The sequence below is a fragment of the Lacihabitans sp. LS3-19 genome (assembly GCF_024343575.1).
Classification (GTDB): domain Bacteria; phylum Bacteroidota; class Bacteroidia; order Cytophagales; family Spirosomataceae; genus Leadbetterella.
This window is the reverse complement of the sequence record NZ_RJUA01000002.1, coordinates 130,723-147,558: the sequence shown is the minus strand read 5'-3', so window position 1 is coordinate 147,558 and position 16,836 is coordinate 130,723. Positions and strand designations below refer to the sequence as shown.

General features: G+C 36.0%; 10 protein-coding genes. 8 read left to right on the top strand and 2 right to left on the bottom strand.

Annotated elements, in window-relative coordinates:
- The first annotated feature begins 65 nt into the window (after positions 1 to 65).
- The 8 genes from EGI22_RS03000 (at position 66) to EGI22_RS02965 (ending at position 11,795) form a co-directional block, all read left to right on the top strand.
- Entirely contained in the window at positions 66 to 3,380 is a 3,315-nt protein-coding gene (locus EGI22_RS03000; protein WP_255066282.1) for a VCBS repeat-containing protein, read from the top strand.
- The gene (locus tag EGI22_RS02995) at positions 3,377 to 4,693 is read left to right on the top strand and encodes a vanadium-dependent haloperoxidase (protein WP_255066281.1); all 1,317 of its coding nucleotides are present in this window, start codon (positions 3,377 to 3,379) and stop codon (positions 4,691 to 4,693) included. Before EGI22_RS03000 ends, EGI22_RS02995 begins: the two co-directional genes overlap by 4 nt.
- A gap of 94 nt (positions 4,694 to 4,787) precedes the next feature.
- Entirely contained in the window at positions 4,788 to 6,464 is a 1,677-nt protein-coding gene (locus tag EGI22_RS02990) for a CRTAC1 family protein (RefSeq protein WP_255066280.1), read from the top strand.
- A gap of 173 nt (positions 6,465 to 6,637) precedes the next feature.
- A complete protein-coding gene (locus EGI22_RS02985) occupies positions 6,638 to 7,741 on the top strand; it encodes an FAD-dependent oxidoreductase (protein ID WP_255066278.1) in 1,104 nt (367 codons plus the stop codon).
- Between the two features lie 161 nt (positions 7,742 to 7,902).
- A complete protein-coding gene (locus tag EGI22_RS02980) occupies positions 7,903 to 8,715 on the top strand; it encodes a DUF4405 domain-containing protein (RefSeq protein WP_255066277.1) in 813 nt (270 codons plus the stop codon).
- A gap of 221 nt (positions 8,716 to 8,936) precedes the next feature.
- On the top strand, positions 8,937 to 9,833 hold the full coding sequence (locus EGI22_RS02975; RefSeq protein ID WP_255066275.1) for a mechanosensitive ion channel family protein: 897 nt from the start codon (positions 8,937 to 8,939) through the stop codon (positions 9,831 to 9,833).
- Positions 9,834 to 10,043: 210 nt separating this feature from the next.
- Positions 10,044 to 11,012 carry a family 16 glycosylhydrolase gene (locus EGI22_RS02970; protein ID WP_255066273.1) on the top strand — a complete coding sequence of 323 codons (969 nt, stop codon included), beginning with the start codon at positions 10,044 to 10,046 and terminating at the stop codon, positions 11,010 to 11,012.
- Between the two features lie 150 nt (positions 11,013 to 11,162).
- The gene (locus tag EGI22_RS02965; protein WP_255066271.1) at positions 11,163 to 11,795 is read left to right on the top strand and encodes a nitroreductase family protein; all 633 of its coding nucleotides are present in this window, start codon (positions 11,163 to 11,165) and stop codon (positions 11,793 to 11,795) included.
- Positions 11,796 to 11,882: 87 nt separating this feature from the next.
- On the opposite strand, the gene EGI22_RS02960 is transcribed toward EGI22_RS02965, so the two are convergent.
- Both EGI22_RS02960 and EGI22_RS02955 read right to left on the bottom strand, forming a co-directional pair.
- Entirely contained in the window at positions 11,883 to 13,559 is a 1,677-nt protein-coding gene (locus EGI22_RS02960; RefSeq protein ID WP_255066269.1) for a hypothetical protein, read from the bottom strand.
- A gap of 12 nt (positions 13,560 to 13,571) precedes the next feature.
- Positions 13,572 to 16,763, bottom strand: coding sequence for a hypothetical protein (locus EGI22_RS02955; protein ID WP_255066267.1), 3,192 nt, complete (start codon positions 16,761 to 16,763; stop codon positions 13,572 to 13,574).
- Positions 16,764 to 16,836: the final 73 nt, after the last annotated feature.

The following is a 16,836-nucleotide window of genomic DNA, read 5'->3' as shown; positions in this document are numbered from 1 at the left end:
ATCACTTGATGGAAACAGAAATCTATCCCTATTTTTGGGATAGATTTTTTCTTTTAAATAAAAAAATGATTTTCAAATACCCATTTATCTTAGCCATTCTTTTACTATTAGGAATATTAGCTTGTAAAGAAAATACTGAAGAGAATTCAGATTCTGACGAACAGGCATTATTTACTTTGCTTAACAATGAACAAACCAATCTTGGGTTTCAAAACAATTTAGAGGAAGGGCTGAATACCAATATCTTGATGTATGAGTATTTTTATAATGGTGCTGGAGTAAGTACGGCAGATTTTAATTCAGATGGACTTTTGGATGTTTATTTCACTTCAAACATGGGTGAAAACAAACTTTACCTAAATAAAGGTCAGATGCATTTTGAAGATTGGACCAAAGAATCTGGCACTGAAGGTAGACCTGGACCATGGAAAACTGGAGTAAGTGCTGTGGATATCAACGCCGATGGCAAAATGGACATTTATGTATGTTATTCAGGTTCTTTACCTGCTGAAAAACGAACCAACCAACTCTTTATTAATATTGGAAACAACGCCTCTGGCGTACCTATATTTGAAGAAAAAGCCGCAGAATATGGCCTTGACCATAGCGGATTTAGCAATCAAGCCTACTTTTTTGACTATGACAAAGACGGCGATTTGGATATGCTAATGCTCAACCACAATCCCAAAAACTTACCTCTTTTAAATGAAACTGGCACTGCCGAACTTTTAAAAAAAGACAGTCCAGAAATGGGTCTTCGACTTTTTAAAAACAATGGAGGAAAGTTTACTGACCAAACTATAGCTGCTAAAATAAATGGATCGGAACTCAGCTATGGTCTTGGAATAGGCATATCCGACTTAGACAATGACGGATGGCCAGACTTTTATGTTTCCAACGATTATTCAGTGCCTGATTATCTATATATCAACAACAAAAACGGCACATTTACCAATAAGCTATCTACTTCCATGGGTCACACAAGTCAGTTTTCTATGGGAAATGATGTGGCAGACATCAATAACGATGGTTTTACAGATGTTTTTACGCTTGACATGCTTCCCGAAGATAATATGCGTCAAAAACTACTTTTGGCTCCTGATAATTTTGCTAAGTTTGAGCAAAATGTTCGAAGTGGTTTCTATTACCAATACATGCGTAATATGTTCCAGCTCAACAATGGCAACGGTACTTTTTCAGAAATCGGGCAATTGGCGGGAGTTTCAAACACAGATTGGAGTTGGTCGGCATTATTAGCCGATTATGACAATGATGGCCTAAAAGATCTCATGATAACCAATGGGTATTTGAGAGATTATACCAATCTGGATTTTATCAAATACATGGAAAACTACGTGGCACTTAAAGGCAGATTACAGCGTGAAGACGTTTTGGAAATCATCAAACAAATGCCTGCATCAAACGTGTCTAACTTTATTTTCAAAAACAATGGCGACCTGAGTTTTAAAAACAAAACAAAAAACTGGGGAATGGAGCGAGCTTCAAACTCTAATGGGGCTATTTATGCTGATTTTGACAATGACGGCGATTTAGATGTTTTGATTAGCAATATCAATCAACCTGTTTTTTTATATCAAAACGAAGCAAATCAATCTGCTAATTATTTAAAAATAAACCTAAAAGGCAGCAATGGCAACACGCAAGGAATCGGTGCGAAAGTTCAGATTTTCCAGAATGGCAAAATGCAACAAACTGAACAATATTTAGCTAGAGGTTATTTATCATCGGTTTCTCCAATCATTAATTTTGGATTGGGGACAGCCACAGAAATAGATTCTATAATTGTAACTTGGAACAGTGGTAAATCTCAAAAATTGGGTAAAACCAAAACGAATCAAGTTCTTACTTTAGAAGAATCTCTGGCAAATTTGAATTTAAATATGCCTAAGCTACCAACAAAATTATTTACAGAAATCTCATCCAATATTGATTTTGAAAACCAGAATGAAACCGTAAACGATTTTGAAAGGCAATTGCTTTTACCTCAGCAATTGTCTTTTACAGGGCCTTGTATGAGCAAAGGTGACCTTAATGGAGATAAACTAGAGGATATTTTTTTAGGAGGTGGAAAAAATCAAGCAGCCAAAATTTATTTACAGCAAAGCAATCAGACTTTCAAAGCATTGGCTATTCCTGATTTAGAAAAAGACAAGGCTTTCTTAGATGCAGATATTCAAATATTTGACGCAAACAATGACCAGAAAAACGACATTTTGGTATTAAGCGGCGGTTATGGTTCTTTAACTGAAAATGATAGTTTACTCCAAGACAGATTATATATTAACCAAGGCAACAATACCTTCAAAAAAGTCCCTTTTCCAAAATTGGCCGGAAGTAAATCTTGCGTAAGAATGCAGGATATCAACAAAGACGGCTACCAAGATATGTTTATTGGGACTAGAGTTATTCCAGGTCAATATCCAAAAACTCCGAAGAATTATATTTTAATCAATAACAAAAAAGGTGGATTCACTGACCAAACCCAAACCTTCTGTTCTGAATTAAATAATCTTGGAATGGTAACAGATGCCGCATGGATGGACTTGGATAGCGACAAAATTGATGAATTGGTAATAGTCGGAGAATTTATGCCAGTTACAGTTTTTGAAATAAAAAACAATAAATTAGAAAATCAAACGGATAAATATTTTAATAAAAAATATTCAGGTTGGTGGAATAAAATAGCCATTGGTGATTTTAACAATGACAAAAAACCTGATTTGTTAATCGGGAACGCCGGACTAAATATCCAAATGAAAGTTTCTGAAAAGGAACCTATGGAAATGTACGCCAAAGATTTTGACAATAATGGTTCGATAGACCCCATCCTATGTTATTATATCCAAGGCAAGTCTTATCCTTTTGTAACGCGTGATGAGCTACTCAACCAACTCTCTTACAAAAGGCCAAATTATACCAATTACGAGAGTTTTTCTAAGGTAATAATGACTGAAATATTCAGTTCGGACGAACTCAAAGACGCCCAACATTTGGAAGCTAACCTATTGGCTACTACCCTATTTTTGAGCACTAAAGAAGGAAAATTTGAAATAGCACAATTGCCCATTCAAGCACAATATTCTTCTGTCAACGCAATTTCAATACAAGATTTTAATAATGACGGAAACCAAGATTTGATATTGGCGGGTAACAATAGCTATGCTAAACTTCGTTTGGGGAAATTTGATGCAAACTATGGCACCGCATTAAAAGGAAATGGCAAAGGACAGTTTACTTATTTACCTCAATATGTTTCTGGCCTTAATCTCTGGGGAGATGTAAAAAGTGTTGTAAATATTAACAATACCTTGTATTTTGGAATAAATCAGGGAAAATTAAAAGCATATAAATATCAATGAAAAGAGGGTTAATAGGTTTATTGTTAATTTTCAGCATAGTTTCATGCAAAAAAAAGGCAATTATTTCTGAGCAAGAATTGACTATCAAATGGGGCGAAATGACCATTTATATATTAAAAAACACGCCAGCAAACTCCCCTACCTTTGCTTCTAGAACATTGGGTTATATTGGACTCACAATGTATGAATCTATTGTAAATGGCTACCCAGAATACCAATCAATGGCAGGACAAGTGAATGGTTTAATTGACTTAGAAAAACCAAACCCAAATCTTAAGTACGATTGGAAAATTGCTCTCAATGCGGGGCAAGCAGAAATTTTAAGAAATATTTATATCCAAACCTCTGACCAAAATAAGCTAAAAATTGATTCATTAGAAATCCTTCTTGAAGATAACTTTAAAGAAGACAAAGAAGTATTAGATCGCTCTAAAGCTTTCGGAAAAAAAATTGCATTACAAATTTTTGAATGGTCAAAAACCGATGGTGGACATAGAGGATATTTGCATAATTTTGATAAAGAACTGAAGTTTGCCGAAAAGACAGGAGGTTGGAAGCCACCGCTTTATGCACAATCCTTCAGTCACCATCCTTTGCACCCACATTGGGGCGAAAATAGAACTTTTGTCTTAACCAATTCAGAAGTTTCAAAACCTGATTTCATACCTTACAATACCGACCCAAAATCTGCTTATTATCAGCAATTTAAAGAAGTGTATAATAAAGAAAAAAGTCTTACACAAGCTGAGAAAGAAGCGGCACTTTATTGGGGAGATGACCCTGACGAAACCCCTACTCCACCTGGCCATAGCTGGTATTTGGCTACTCAAGTTATTAAACTTAAACAACCGAGTCTTATAGTTTGTGCTGAAACTTATGCCCGATTGGGTATGAGCTTAGCAGATGCATTTCGTAATTGTTGGAAATGGAAATATGCATTTTTTACTGAAAGACCCAATACCTTCATTCCTGCTAATATAGATTCTGCATGGAATTCGTTTTGGCCAGACCCTCCTTTTCCCGCTTTTCCGTCTGGACATGCCATACAAGCCGCAGCAGCAGCCACTGTATTTATAGAAATGTTTGGTGAAAAGATAGAAATAACAGACAGTCTACATCTAGGCCGAAGGAGGGATGAATTACGAGATGTAGATTTTAAACCTAGAAAATTCAGTTCTTTCTGGCAAATAGCCCAAGAAACCGCCGATTCAAGATTTTATGGTGGCATTCATACCCAACAAGATAACCTAGCAGGTCAAATTAAAGGCAAAGAAATAGCCGAAAACGTAAATAAATTAAAGTGGAAAAAATGAAACTTTAGCCAATTTTGAGTTAATTATTCTCCAAATTTCCAACCAAATAAAACTCGGATTTTATATATTTTAAACAAGCTTTTGTAAAACAACAATGAAAACAAAAAACCTACTAATTGTACTATTTCTTTCAATAAACGGGTTTTGCGTATTTTCACAAAAGACGTTTATTGATGTTACCAAAGAATCAAAAATAAATCATGTGTTTGAAGTATATGAAGGCATGTTTGGTGGTGGTGCATGCGTGATAGATATAAACAATGACGGTTATGAAGACCTCTACATTACGAGTGGAATGCTTGATGATCAATTACTTCTTAATAATAAAAATGGCACTTTTACCAATGTTTTTGAGAAATCAGGCCTTACAAAAACAAAAAATTACGTGACCCAAGGCGTGGTTGCGGCTGATGTAAACAAAGACGGCTTTAGAGATTTATTTATTACAACCATTACCCTAAAAAATAAAAAACAACAAATACCAAGAGCTGAAAACTTACTTTTCCTTAATAATGGTAATGGCACTTTTAAAGATGCCACAAAGGATTTTGGACTTGAAAACCTTAATTCTTTTTGTACTGCGGCAAGTTTTGGTGACGTAAATGCTGATGGTTTTCCTGACCTCTATATTGGCAACTATTTTAACCAATATGAAGGTAAACTTAGCCTTATAAACGATGCCACGGTAGTAGGAGCCAACCAAATAGCCAAAGGATATTTACTCATAAATAAAGGCGGAAAAAAGTTTGTGGACGAATACGAAGATTATGGCCTTAGTCACAAAGGATTCGGTTTTGGAGGAGTTTTTACTGATTTTGACAACGACGGCGACCAAGACCTTATAATCAACCATGATTTTGGTTACAAACGAACGCCAGACCTATTACTAGAAAACCTTTATCCAAAGGCAAAATTTAGAGATGTAGCAGAAATCAAAAAAATGGATCTAAAAATAAATTCTATGGGTACGGCTGTTGGCGATATTAATAATGACGGTTTAATGGATTATTATTTCACAAACATCAGGTTTAACAATATGATGGTAAACCAAGGTCCTGAAAAGCCATTTGCCAACAAAACCAAAGATGCCAACATGACCTTTATAGCCATATCTTGGGGTGCAAATTTTGCCGATTTTGACCATGATGGCGATTTGGACCTTTATGTGTCTAACGGTGACCTCAACCCCAACTGCGTGCCAATGGCTGATTTTTATTTTGAAAACCAAGGTAAAGGAAATTTTATAGAAAAAGCCCGCGACCTAGGCCTCAACGACTATGGAATAGGCCGTGGTTCAGTTTTGTTTGATTTTGACAATGATGGAGACATGGATATATTAACAGTAAACCAAAAACCAGTTTTGGATTATCCAACAGAATCTTTTACCCGATTAATAAGAAACGATGCCGCTCATGGTAACTGGCTTAAAATCAAACTTAAAGGTGTACATAATGAGGCCTTTGGCGTAGGCTCAAAAATAGAACTAAAAGTAGGCGATACAATTTATTTAAAAGAAATAGATGGAGGTGCCTCAAGCCATTTATCACAAAACTCGCTAATAACACATTTTGGACTAGGTTCTGCCTCCAAAATCGACCAAATAACCGTAACTTGGGCAGATGGACACCAACAAACTTTAACAAATCAAAATGTCAATCAAGTTTTGGAAATAGTAGAGATACCAAAAAAAGAATCTTATTGGATGTATTGGTTGATTGGTGCTTTGATTTTGGTTTTAGGAGGGTATTTTTTAAAAAATAAATATTTGTAGATTGAGAATTTGTGATCCTTGGAACTTTTTAATTCCTATTTTTAGCCTAGTTTTTCAATTTAAAATTTGTTTTTTTGGGAATTTCATTAAACTCAATTTCAAAAAATAAAAGTACCTTAAAACTAAACTCCTAAAACTCACCGTTTAGGTTTGAATACAATTAAAAATCATAAATGACCAGAAAAGAATTCCTGAAAATATGCGGAATATTGGGTATTGGAGCTCCAGTGCACTCCGCATTTATATCTTGTAAAGCAGATGAAGTAATCGTTCCAAATTTTAAAGGAAAAGTTATTATAATAGGTGCCGGTGCGGGTGGTTTGTCAGCAGGATATTTATTGCAACAATTCGGGATTCCTTTTGAAATTTTAGAGGCCTCCGCTATTTACGGCGGCAGAATGCGTATCAACACTGATTTTGCAGACTTCCCAATTCCACTCGGTGCCGAATGGCTTGAGACTAGCTCCGGTATCTTCAAAGAGATAGTAAATGACCCTTCAGTAAAAATAAACATAGAAACAGTGGCAGACGACCCTGACAGAAAATTTGTAAATTCTTCTTGGTACAATTTTTTCGAGCAATATATTGTTCCATCTATTTCCCAAAATATTAAGTTCAACACTATTGTAAAATCAATAGACTACTCTGGTAATCAAATATTTATAAAAACTCAAAATGGCGAATATAAGGCAGACAAAGTGATAGTTTCTGTACCTCTTAAAATACTGCAAGTCAAAGACATAAATTTTACGCCCAACCTGCCACAGTCAAAAATTGATGCTATTGCTGGCCCCACAGTTTGGGAAGGATTCAAAGCTTTTTTTGAGTTTTCTAAGAATTTTTATGGTGATGGACATGAGTATTCTATTAGTCCCAAAATTGACGGCCAAAAGATTTATTATAATGCTAGTCATGGTCAAAAAACTTCCAAAAACATTTTAGGCCTTTTCTCTGTTGGCAAACCTGCCAAAGAGCTACAAACGCTTTCTAGTGCTGCATTAAAAGATTTTGTCTTAAACGAACTTGATGGACTATTTGACAAGCAAGCCAGCCCGAATTACATCAAACACATCAGCCAAAACTGGAACAATGAACCATTTATCAAAGGTGGATATATGTCAGACTATGCCGATTGGAAAACCGTAAAAGAACTCAGCAAATCAGTGGCAGACAAAATCTACTTTGCAGGTGGAGCCTATACAAATGGTGAAGATTGGGTCTCTGTAAACACTGCCGCACTATCTGCTAAAGCTGCTGTGACGGAATTGGTGAAATAAAATGAAATGAAAATACAAAGGAATGAAAGTCAATTTTAAAAACATTAAATCCTTTTAAACCCAGATTCTTGTTCTTTAGAAAATCATCCAATTTATATTAAAGCAGAACAATAAATCCCTATTTTTGGCCTTTTAAAAATTCTAACCTATTATATTTTCAGATGAAAAATAAAAACCTAATTAGCCTTTCTGTTGCGTTTGCCTTCTTGGCACTTTCTATTACGGGTATTTTACTTTATATCAAACAAAAAGCCCACGCTGTAGAGATGACCCATACCATTTTTGGTTTACTTTTTGTAGGATTCGCTATTTTTCATATTATCAACAACTGGGCATCTATAGTTGGCTATTCAAAATCCAGAAAATCAGGTTCTTACCAAAAAGAGTTTATTATTGCTGGAATTTCTTTTATAGTCATATTAGTAGCTGCAGCTACAGAATTGCTTGAACCGGTTGCCGAAGCTGGTCGATTCCTGGCCCCTAAAAGACCGCCTAGAGCCGAAATGTTGAGTTTCACTGAGGTAAAAACAAATGAAAACCTAGAAGGTCAAAGTTTGAGGATTTTAATAGAGAAAAGTAAAGAGGCTGAATTACCCGTTATGGCCATTTGGGTTGAAGATTCTGCACATAATTTTGTTAAAAACCTATATGTACCGGGTCAAGAAGCTCACATGCCTGAAAGTGAGGAAGAAGCTCGCGAAGGTCATTTTGACATGACGCCATTTTCAGCAACAACATTACCAACTTGGGCTGCAAAAGCAACAGATAAAACTCCTTTAACTGAAACAGAAACGCCAAAAGATAATTTTGTACTAAAAACTAAAGTTACTTTAGGCAAAGATTTCTATGTAATGGCTGAAGTAAAATCAAAAGATAAAAACGAGGTATATTCTGCACACATGAATAGTAAAACTGGTCAACTTGGTTCTGAAAGTGGAAATTTGATTAAATCGGGGATTGTAGTGGTAGAATAAACCATTCTTTTACCTATTTTTTTGATTAAAAAAAAATAAAAACTTTACCTTCAAATATTGATATTAAGAAAACTTTCTTAGACTCTTAAAAGTAAAAGATCTTTTGTTTTTTTTAAACCAAATCATTAATAAACAGGAACTAGACCAATAATTTTAAAATTATCTAAAGAATCGATACCAAGAAATCTATATAGGCTATAGATTGCAAAAAAAAGAAAAATATGGCCATAAAATTCGAAGAATTTTTCCAAAATCTAGCATTCACAAAACTCTGGATATTTCTTCTTGGGGTCATCACAATCTGGCTGTTAGTAAGGCTTTTAAAAAATAAAGTCTTTGTCAAAATCCAAGATAATGAAAGTAGATACAGAGCACAAAAACTAAGCGGAGGCTTAGCCGCTGTTTTGAGTATTCTTTTTGCTATAATACTTTGGAGTGATAAACTCGGCGGATTTACAATGGCCTTGGGTGTAGCAGGAGCCGGAATTGCATTCTCTTTGCAAGAAGTAATTGCCTCATTTGCGGGTTGGCTAGCCATTATGTTCGGAGGTTTTTACAAGTCTGGAGACAGAGTCCAATTAGGTGGAATAAGAGGTGATGTGATGGATATTGGTATGTTACGAACCACCATTATGGAAACAGGACAATGGGTAGACGGCGATCTTTACAATGGCAGAATAGTCTTAATTGCAAATAGTTTTATTTTTAAAGAACCCGTATTTAATTACTCTGGAGACTTCCCTTTTCTGTGGGACGAAATAAAAATCCCGATTCAATACGGTAGCAACTATGATTTAGTAAATACAATTTTACTTAAAGTAGGCAAAAATGTAATAGGTGACTTAAGCATGCTATCACATACAAATTGGAAAAATCTTCAGAAAAAATATCTTTTAGAAGATGCTCAGACAGAACCCATGGTTTCACTTATTTGTAACGACAATTGGGTAGAGTTCACACTCAGGTTTGTAGTAGACTATAAAAAAAGACGAATTACCAAATCGCAACTTTTCATGCAAATATTGAAAGAAGTAGAAGCTACAAAAGGTGAGGTAAAATTTGCTTCTGCTACCTTCCAAATGGTTGATTCGGCAGAAATAAAAGTAAAAATGAGCTAGGCATTTTTAAATAAAAAAACTAACAGAAGATTCTATAAATAAATTCTAACATAAAGCTTTATGTGAATTATTAATTTCCAAGATAAATTGAAATTCAGAGTTCATAAAGTAAGGAAGAATTACGAAACCTACTTCATAAAATTGTGACAAAACTTATTTCAAACCAAACAAATTCTATTCTAATCTGTTTATATCAAAAACCTTAAATAAATGATAAAAAAACTTTTAACCTTTTGTGTCCTACTTTTATTCACTTTAGCATGTGGAGATTCCGAACAACCTTGCGTTCAAACCAAATGGTATTTAGACCTTGACAATGATGGTTTGGGCGATAAAAACAAAGAATTCTTATCCTGTGAACAACCAATTGGATATGTTAGTAATGCTAATGATGACAATGATCAACCCGCCCCAACAAGCATTATACCAGAAAAAGGATATTCTACACCCAAAACTTATCCTAACCTAAGTCTAATTTGGGCAGATGAGTTTGAAGGTACGAGTTTGAATGAAAAAGATTGGAATTACGAATTGGGAGATGGCTGTCCGGGCAATTGTGGCTGGGGAAACAATGAACTAGAATATTATAAAAAGGAAAATACCTCTGTCAAAGACGGATATTTGATAATTGAAGCAAAAAAAGAATCTGCTGGAGGAAAACTATATACGTCTTCAAGACTAACAACACAAGGTAAAATAAACCAGAAATACGGAAGAGTCGATATAAGGGCGGCATTGCCAAAAGGAAAGGGAATATGGCCAGCACTATGGATGTTGGGCAAAAATATAAATGAGGTAAGTTGGCCAAGATGTGGGGAAATAGACATTATGGAGATGATTGGTGGACCGCAAGACGACGATACAATATATGGAACTGTGCACTGGGACAACGCTGGCTCACACGCCGAATATGGCGGAAAATCGGAATTGCTTTCAGGTACCTTTAATGACCAATTTCATGTGTTTTCTATCGTTTGGGACGAGAAATTTATCACTTGGTACTTAGATGATAAAGAATTTCATAAAATAGATATTACTCCAGCCGGCTTAAGCGAATTACGAGAAGATTTTTTCTTTATTTTCAATGTAGCAGTTGGCGGCAATTGGCCCGGAAATCCTGATGCTACACTTGTTTTTCCTCAAAGAATGATCGTGGATTATATTCGAGTTTTCAAATAACCATCTTAAAAACCTATCATAAAGAGGTTTAAGTATATCTTTCAAAAATTTGAAAACATTCCGTTTCAATTAATTTTTAAATTCTTAAAAACAAGGAACTAATGGCTCAATTACAATGTATGTATAAACATATATTAACAAACAAAAAGTATGAGTTTATTAGATGATTTGAAATGGAGGTATGCCACTAAAAAAATGAATGGCGAAAAAGTACCTCAGGAAAAACTTGATTATATTTTAGAAGCGGCAAGATTGGCACCTAGTTCTTCAGGTTTACAAGCTTTCGAGGTTTTTGTTATTTCTAATAAGGAAATTTTAGAGAAAATCCAACCATTAGCTTTTGGTCAAAGCCAAATCGTAGATTGTTCTCATTTATTAGTTTTTGCTGCATGGGAAAACTATACAGAGGAAAGAGTATCTGAGGCTTTTGATAGGTCCAACACCGAAAGAGGATTGCCTTTAAATACTACCGATGCATACAAAGCTCAAATATTGGGTATGTATTTACCTCGTGACCCACAGGTGAATTTTGAGCATTTAGCAAGACAGACCTATATTAGCTTAGCGGCGGCATTGTTTGCGGCGGCAGAACAAAAAGTAGACGCTACGCCTATGGAAGGATTTAATCCAGCGGCGTTAGACGAATTGCTAAATCTAAAAGAAAAGGGTTTGAAAAGCACGGTTATTGCTACGCTAGGTTACAGAGATCCTTCAAATGACTGGTTGGTAAACATGAAAAAAGTAAGGAGATCGAAAGAAGACTTTTTTACTTTTATTGATTAATTGATAGTTTTTTTTTCAAAAAAGCCTTCAAGATTTGTTTTCTTGAGGGCTTTTTTCATTTTTACAATTAAAAAACAAATACTCTTCTTATTTCTCCACCTTACTCAATCTCTTTTCCAAATCAATAATATACAAACTCAACTCCTCTATTTTCTCTAAAAGTTTGGAGGTCATTTCTGTATTGTCCACGCCATTTTTTACTACTTCTGCAGCGGAAGGAATATTGGGCAAATGCTTGTTTTTTGAAACGAAGGCATCCAATTCCTGAATAGTTAAGAGCTTATAATTTTTATCAAAAACTTTATCTGACCATTGGGCCTCATCGCTGTATTTCATTTTGAAATTTGAAACCCAAAACTCGCCTTCCTCTCCTATTCCCATGAAATCGCGGTCGTTGATTTTCATACTTGGGCTATTGTAAGCTACTCGCATATTTACTACGCCTTTTACATCGAGCGGGTACTGAGGATCGTGCATCCCTATACCTACTTTCACCGCATTGGCACCTACGCCGCCGAGGGTTAAAGCATTTGAAACTGTCACTTGAGCCTGATAGCCTATAGCGGTAGCATTAATTAAATTATTCACAACGGAGGATGGTGCTGCATGATTTGTGCCAGTCCAAGTACCTGATTGTGAGCCTATGAATACAGAATTGGTATTATTTGTTGCAGCAGAATGACCATTTGCATACCCTCCTATTGCAACCGTCGCTCCACCCGTAGTATTGTATGATGAAGCCGCATGGCCAATAGCAATGTTAAAATTAGCGATAGTTTGGGCTCCAGTATAATTACCAATAAATACGCCATAAGATGAGTTTTTGGCCGTAGTTCCTACCCCATCATAACCAGCATTGGATCCAATCATCACATTATGATCCCCAGTGCGGTTATTGGCACCTGCACCTGAGCCAAAATATTGATTAAATGACCCTGTAGTATTATAAACACCCGAACTAATTCCCAAAAAACTGTTATTTCCGCCGTTTGTGGTCAAACCACCCGAAGCAGCACCTATCATCGTATTTCCGTAGGTAGCAACAGTTGGGTTTGTTCCTATCGCACCACCGGCACTCGATCCCAACAATGTGTGTCCTACAGCGTTTGAGGCGGCGGTAGAATTTGCCACAAGAATAGCTCCTGCACTTATTCCTCCAAAAGTAAGATTTGCATTTACTGTGGTAAAGTTGGGATTTCCTCCTCCTGAACCTTGAACATCAGGAACCAAAATAATGTCGCCATTGGCATTTACACTGAGTGCTTTGCCATTGGTGGCTGTAGTAGCTGAGGCAGAGGTTAAATTGGCCAAGCGAACGCCATTGTTTCCTATAGTAAGTGGTACACCAACTCCGGTCGTTATTGGATTCGGAAAAGTACCTACATTATCTGGCACTAAAATTATATTTCCTGCCGCATCAACACTTAGTGCTTTATTGTTAGAAGTAGAAGTGGCTGATGCCGAGGTAAGGTTGGCTAATTTTACGCCATTATTTCCGATGGTGAGTGGTACGCCAACTCCTGTGGTGATCGGATTTGGAAAAGTTCCTATATTGTCAGGAACCAAAATCAAGTTACCGTTAGCATCTACGCTCAAAGCTTTGTTATTTGAGGTGGTAGTTGCTGAAGCTGAGGTCAGATTAGCCAGTTTAACCCCGTTATTTCCAATAGTAAGCGGTATTCCTGTGGGCGTAGTTATTGAATTTTGAGCCCATGATGTGCCCAATATTGAGCTTAAGAATACGATTTTTAGTAAATTTTTCATTGTATTGTTTTTTTATTGATTCTTGATTTCTAATGTTCCTCCAGTTAAGTTCAGTTCTCCACCATTCATCTGAATGGTTTTTATTGTATTACCAGTGTTTGGTATACTTACGGTATGTGAAGCATTGATTTTGGCTATCTTTTTAGCTGTTGGAACTACCGGATTTGTAGGTGCTATCCAAGTGCCACCGTTATTCCAATTTCCAGTTATTATAGTTTCAAAAATGGGTAAAAAGCTATTGCTACTAGTTGCCGAAGCCAAAGTGAAAAGCCCTGATGCATTTAAAGGTGCGGCCGTAACTATATCGCCCGACAAATTGGTACCTGTGGTTCCACCATTGCCATTATCAACCCATGACCCGTTTACATAGCTCGATATTCGTAAATCCGAAAGGTTGTCTATTATTCCGCTTCGAGCGGTTTCCCAGCTAAGGCTTACTAAAACGCTACTGCTGCCGGTTGTTTGAGCCAATAACCAAACTTCATTGAGCGATAAATGGTCCAAAGTAACTTCTTTGAGCGTTGAATTTCCAGGAGCATTATTAAAATAGCTCGCTGTAAATTCATCGGTAACGCTCGAAGGTGCCGAGATACTGATTTTGGCCAATTTGCCTTCACCACCTAAAGGAAAAACAAAAGCATCATTGCCTATTTTTATGGCCGAACCTTCAATATAACTTGCATCGGAAGCTCCAGTATAACCTATGTTGTCAGGAAAAATCAATTCCTTACCAACTGTTGCAATTAAATAGCCACTCGTAAAGGCTATTGAATTGCCAATTGTAAGTTGATTATTGAGCGTTATTTTTCCAGCCCCTGTTTTTTCTAATTTAATGTTGGGAATAATAAAAGCCTGAGTACCCAGTTGTTCAAAAACACCGTCAGAGCTACCGATAAATTTAACATTGACAAGATTAATTCCAGAAGCCGAATTGAGTGTTATTCCTTTCCCATATTCGTTTTCTGCACCCGAAGAGATATCCAGAATACCTCCTATTTTAGTATAAATTACATCACCCAAATATTTATTTGCTGTGTTTGCTGTGTTAGCATCATAAAATGTATTAGTACCTTTATTTGTAAAACTGGCTGTACCACCAATTTCATTTTTATAAATAGTAGTATAATAACCACCGCCATAACTTGCATGGTCAGCTATAGTAACATCTCCTGAAATTTTATTGTAATTGAGCTTGGCATATTGGCTTCCAGTGTAGTCTGTTACTGAGAGTGAATTAACAAGGAGTGTATCGTTCAATACTTCAAAACCTAAACTGTTCTGAATGGCAATTATCCCTCCAGCTGTTTGATTAACAAAGCGATATAAATAAAAAGAAGAGGTAAGGATATTGGTAACCGTTATATCAACTTTACCACCTATATCCGTTTTATTTGATAAATTACCCAGAACAGTAGAGCCTGATGTTGGATTGGTAAATAAAAAATTACCCGTAATGGTAGCCCCAGCTCCAAAAATAGTGCTTGTACCCGCCGCTGTTCTTGTGATATTAACATTGCCACCGTAAGTAGATTTTGAGCCATTGCCAATATCTAATGCACCAGAGCCATTGGCAGTATAACTCACATTTCCTGAATATTTATTGGCTGTATTGGCTGTGTTAGCATCATAAAATGCATTAGTACCGTTATTGGTAAAAATGGCAGTTCCACCAATTTCATTATTATAAATGGTTGTGTAATAGCCTCCGCCATAGGTGGCATCGTCAGCTAAAATTAAGTTTCCTGAAATTTTATTATTTCGAAAATTACTATACTGAGATCCTTTATAGTCAGTAATAGAAATTGAATTGACCATAAGGGTGTCATATTGAACTCCAAAACCAATGGTATTTTGTATAGAAATTACCCCGCCAGCAGTTTGATTCACAAAATGATTTATAAAGAAATTTGAAGTGGTTGAATTATTAATGGTTATATCCACTTTACCAGCGATCGAAGTTTTATTGGTGAGTTCACCAAAATAGGAAGAACCTGCTGTTAAATTTGTAAAAGAAAAATCACCATTAATAACAGCACCGTGTCCAAAAATAAAGGAAGCTCCGCTGGCTGTTCTATTTATGGTTACATTGCCACCATATATAGATTTTGCTGAGTTTCCGATCTCTATTGTGCCCGATCCATTTGCTGTATAGCTTACATTTCCTGAAAAAAGATTTTGGGTATTCGGACTATTTGCTTCATAAAAAATATTACTTCCGTTATTGGTAAACGAAGCAGTTCCACCAATTTCATTTTTTTGAATGGTGGTATAATAGCCCCCACCATAACTGGGATCATCAGCTATCGTTACATTTCCTGTAATCAAATTGGTTTTAAGATTGCTGTAATTTGAACCCTTAAAATCAGTGATAACAATTGAATTTATTTGCAGCGTATCGTTAATTATGTCAAAACCCAAGCTATTTTGAACGGCAATTGCTCCCCCTGAGGTTTGATTAACAAAGTGATATAATGCAAATGGAGAGGTAGAAGAATTTAAAACCGTAATATCCACTTTACCTCCGATTGCAGTCTTTATATTTTGATTACCCAATGAAGTGGAGCCCGATGTTGAATTGTTGAATGAAAAATTACCTGAAATAGTAGCACCAGCTCCAAAAATAGTGCTTGAACCTGCCGACATTCGAACAATACTCACATTCCCTGAATAGGTTGATTTTGATCCGTTTCCTATGTCTAATATACTTGAACCGTTTACCAAATAGTTTACATCTCCAAGGAAGGTATTCTGGGTGCTAACCGTATTTGCCTCATAAAAGGTATTGGTGCCAGAAAGATTGAAAGTTATGTTGTCATTGATAGTGTTGTTATGTACAACGGTATAATATCCTCCAACCCCCAAATCGAGGTCTATCACGATGTCAGTAGCTGCCAGGGTGTTGTTGAGCGTAGCTCCAGTGAAATAGTTGTAAGCATTTACAGAATTGATTGTGAGTTTTTTACCATTGAAATCAATCACACTACCCGAAGCCATATTTATGCTGTTTATGGTCACATCAGCTTGCAAAACAGGGTAATTTGAAAGTGAGCCTGGGATAGTCACATTGCTGGTAGCAACAGGCAATATACTGGTATTCCAATTTCCTGGCTCATTCCAAAGCGTATTGATTGCCCCTGTCCAGGTTTGGCTATAAACGGACAAGTAATTCCCAAGAATAAATATCAAAAGTAGATTTTTTTTCATTTTTAGTAAGTTTAAAATTCTCATACTTATATCACAAAATTCTATATATCAGTACTACCTATCAATCCACGGA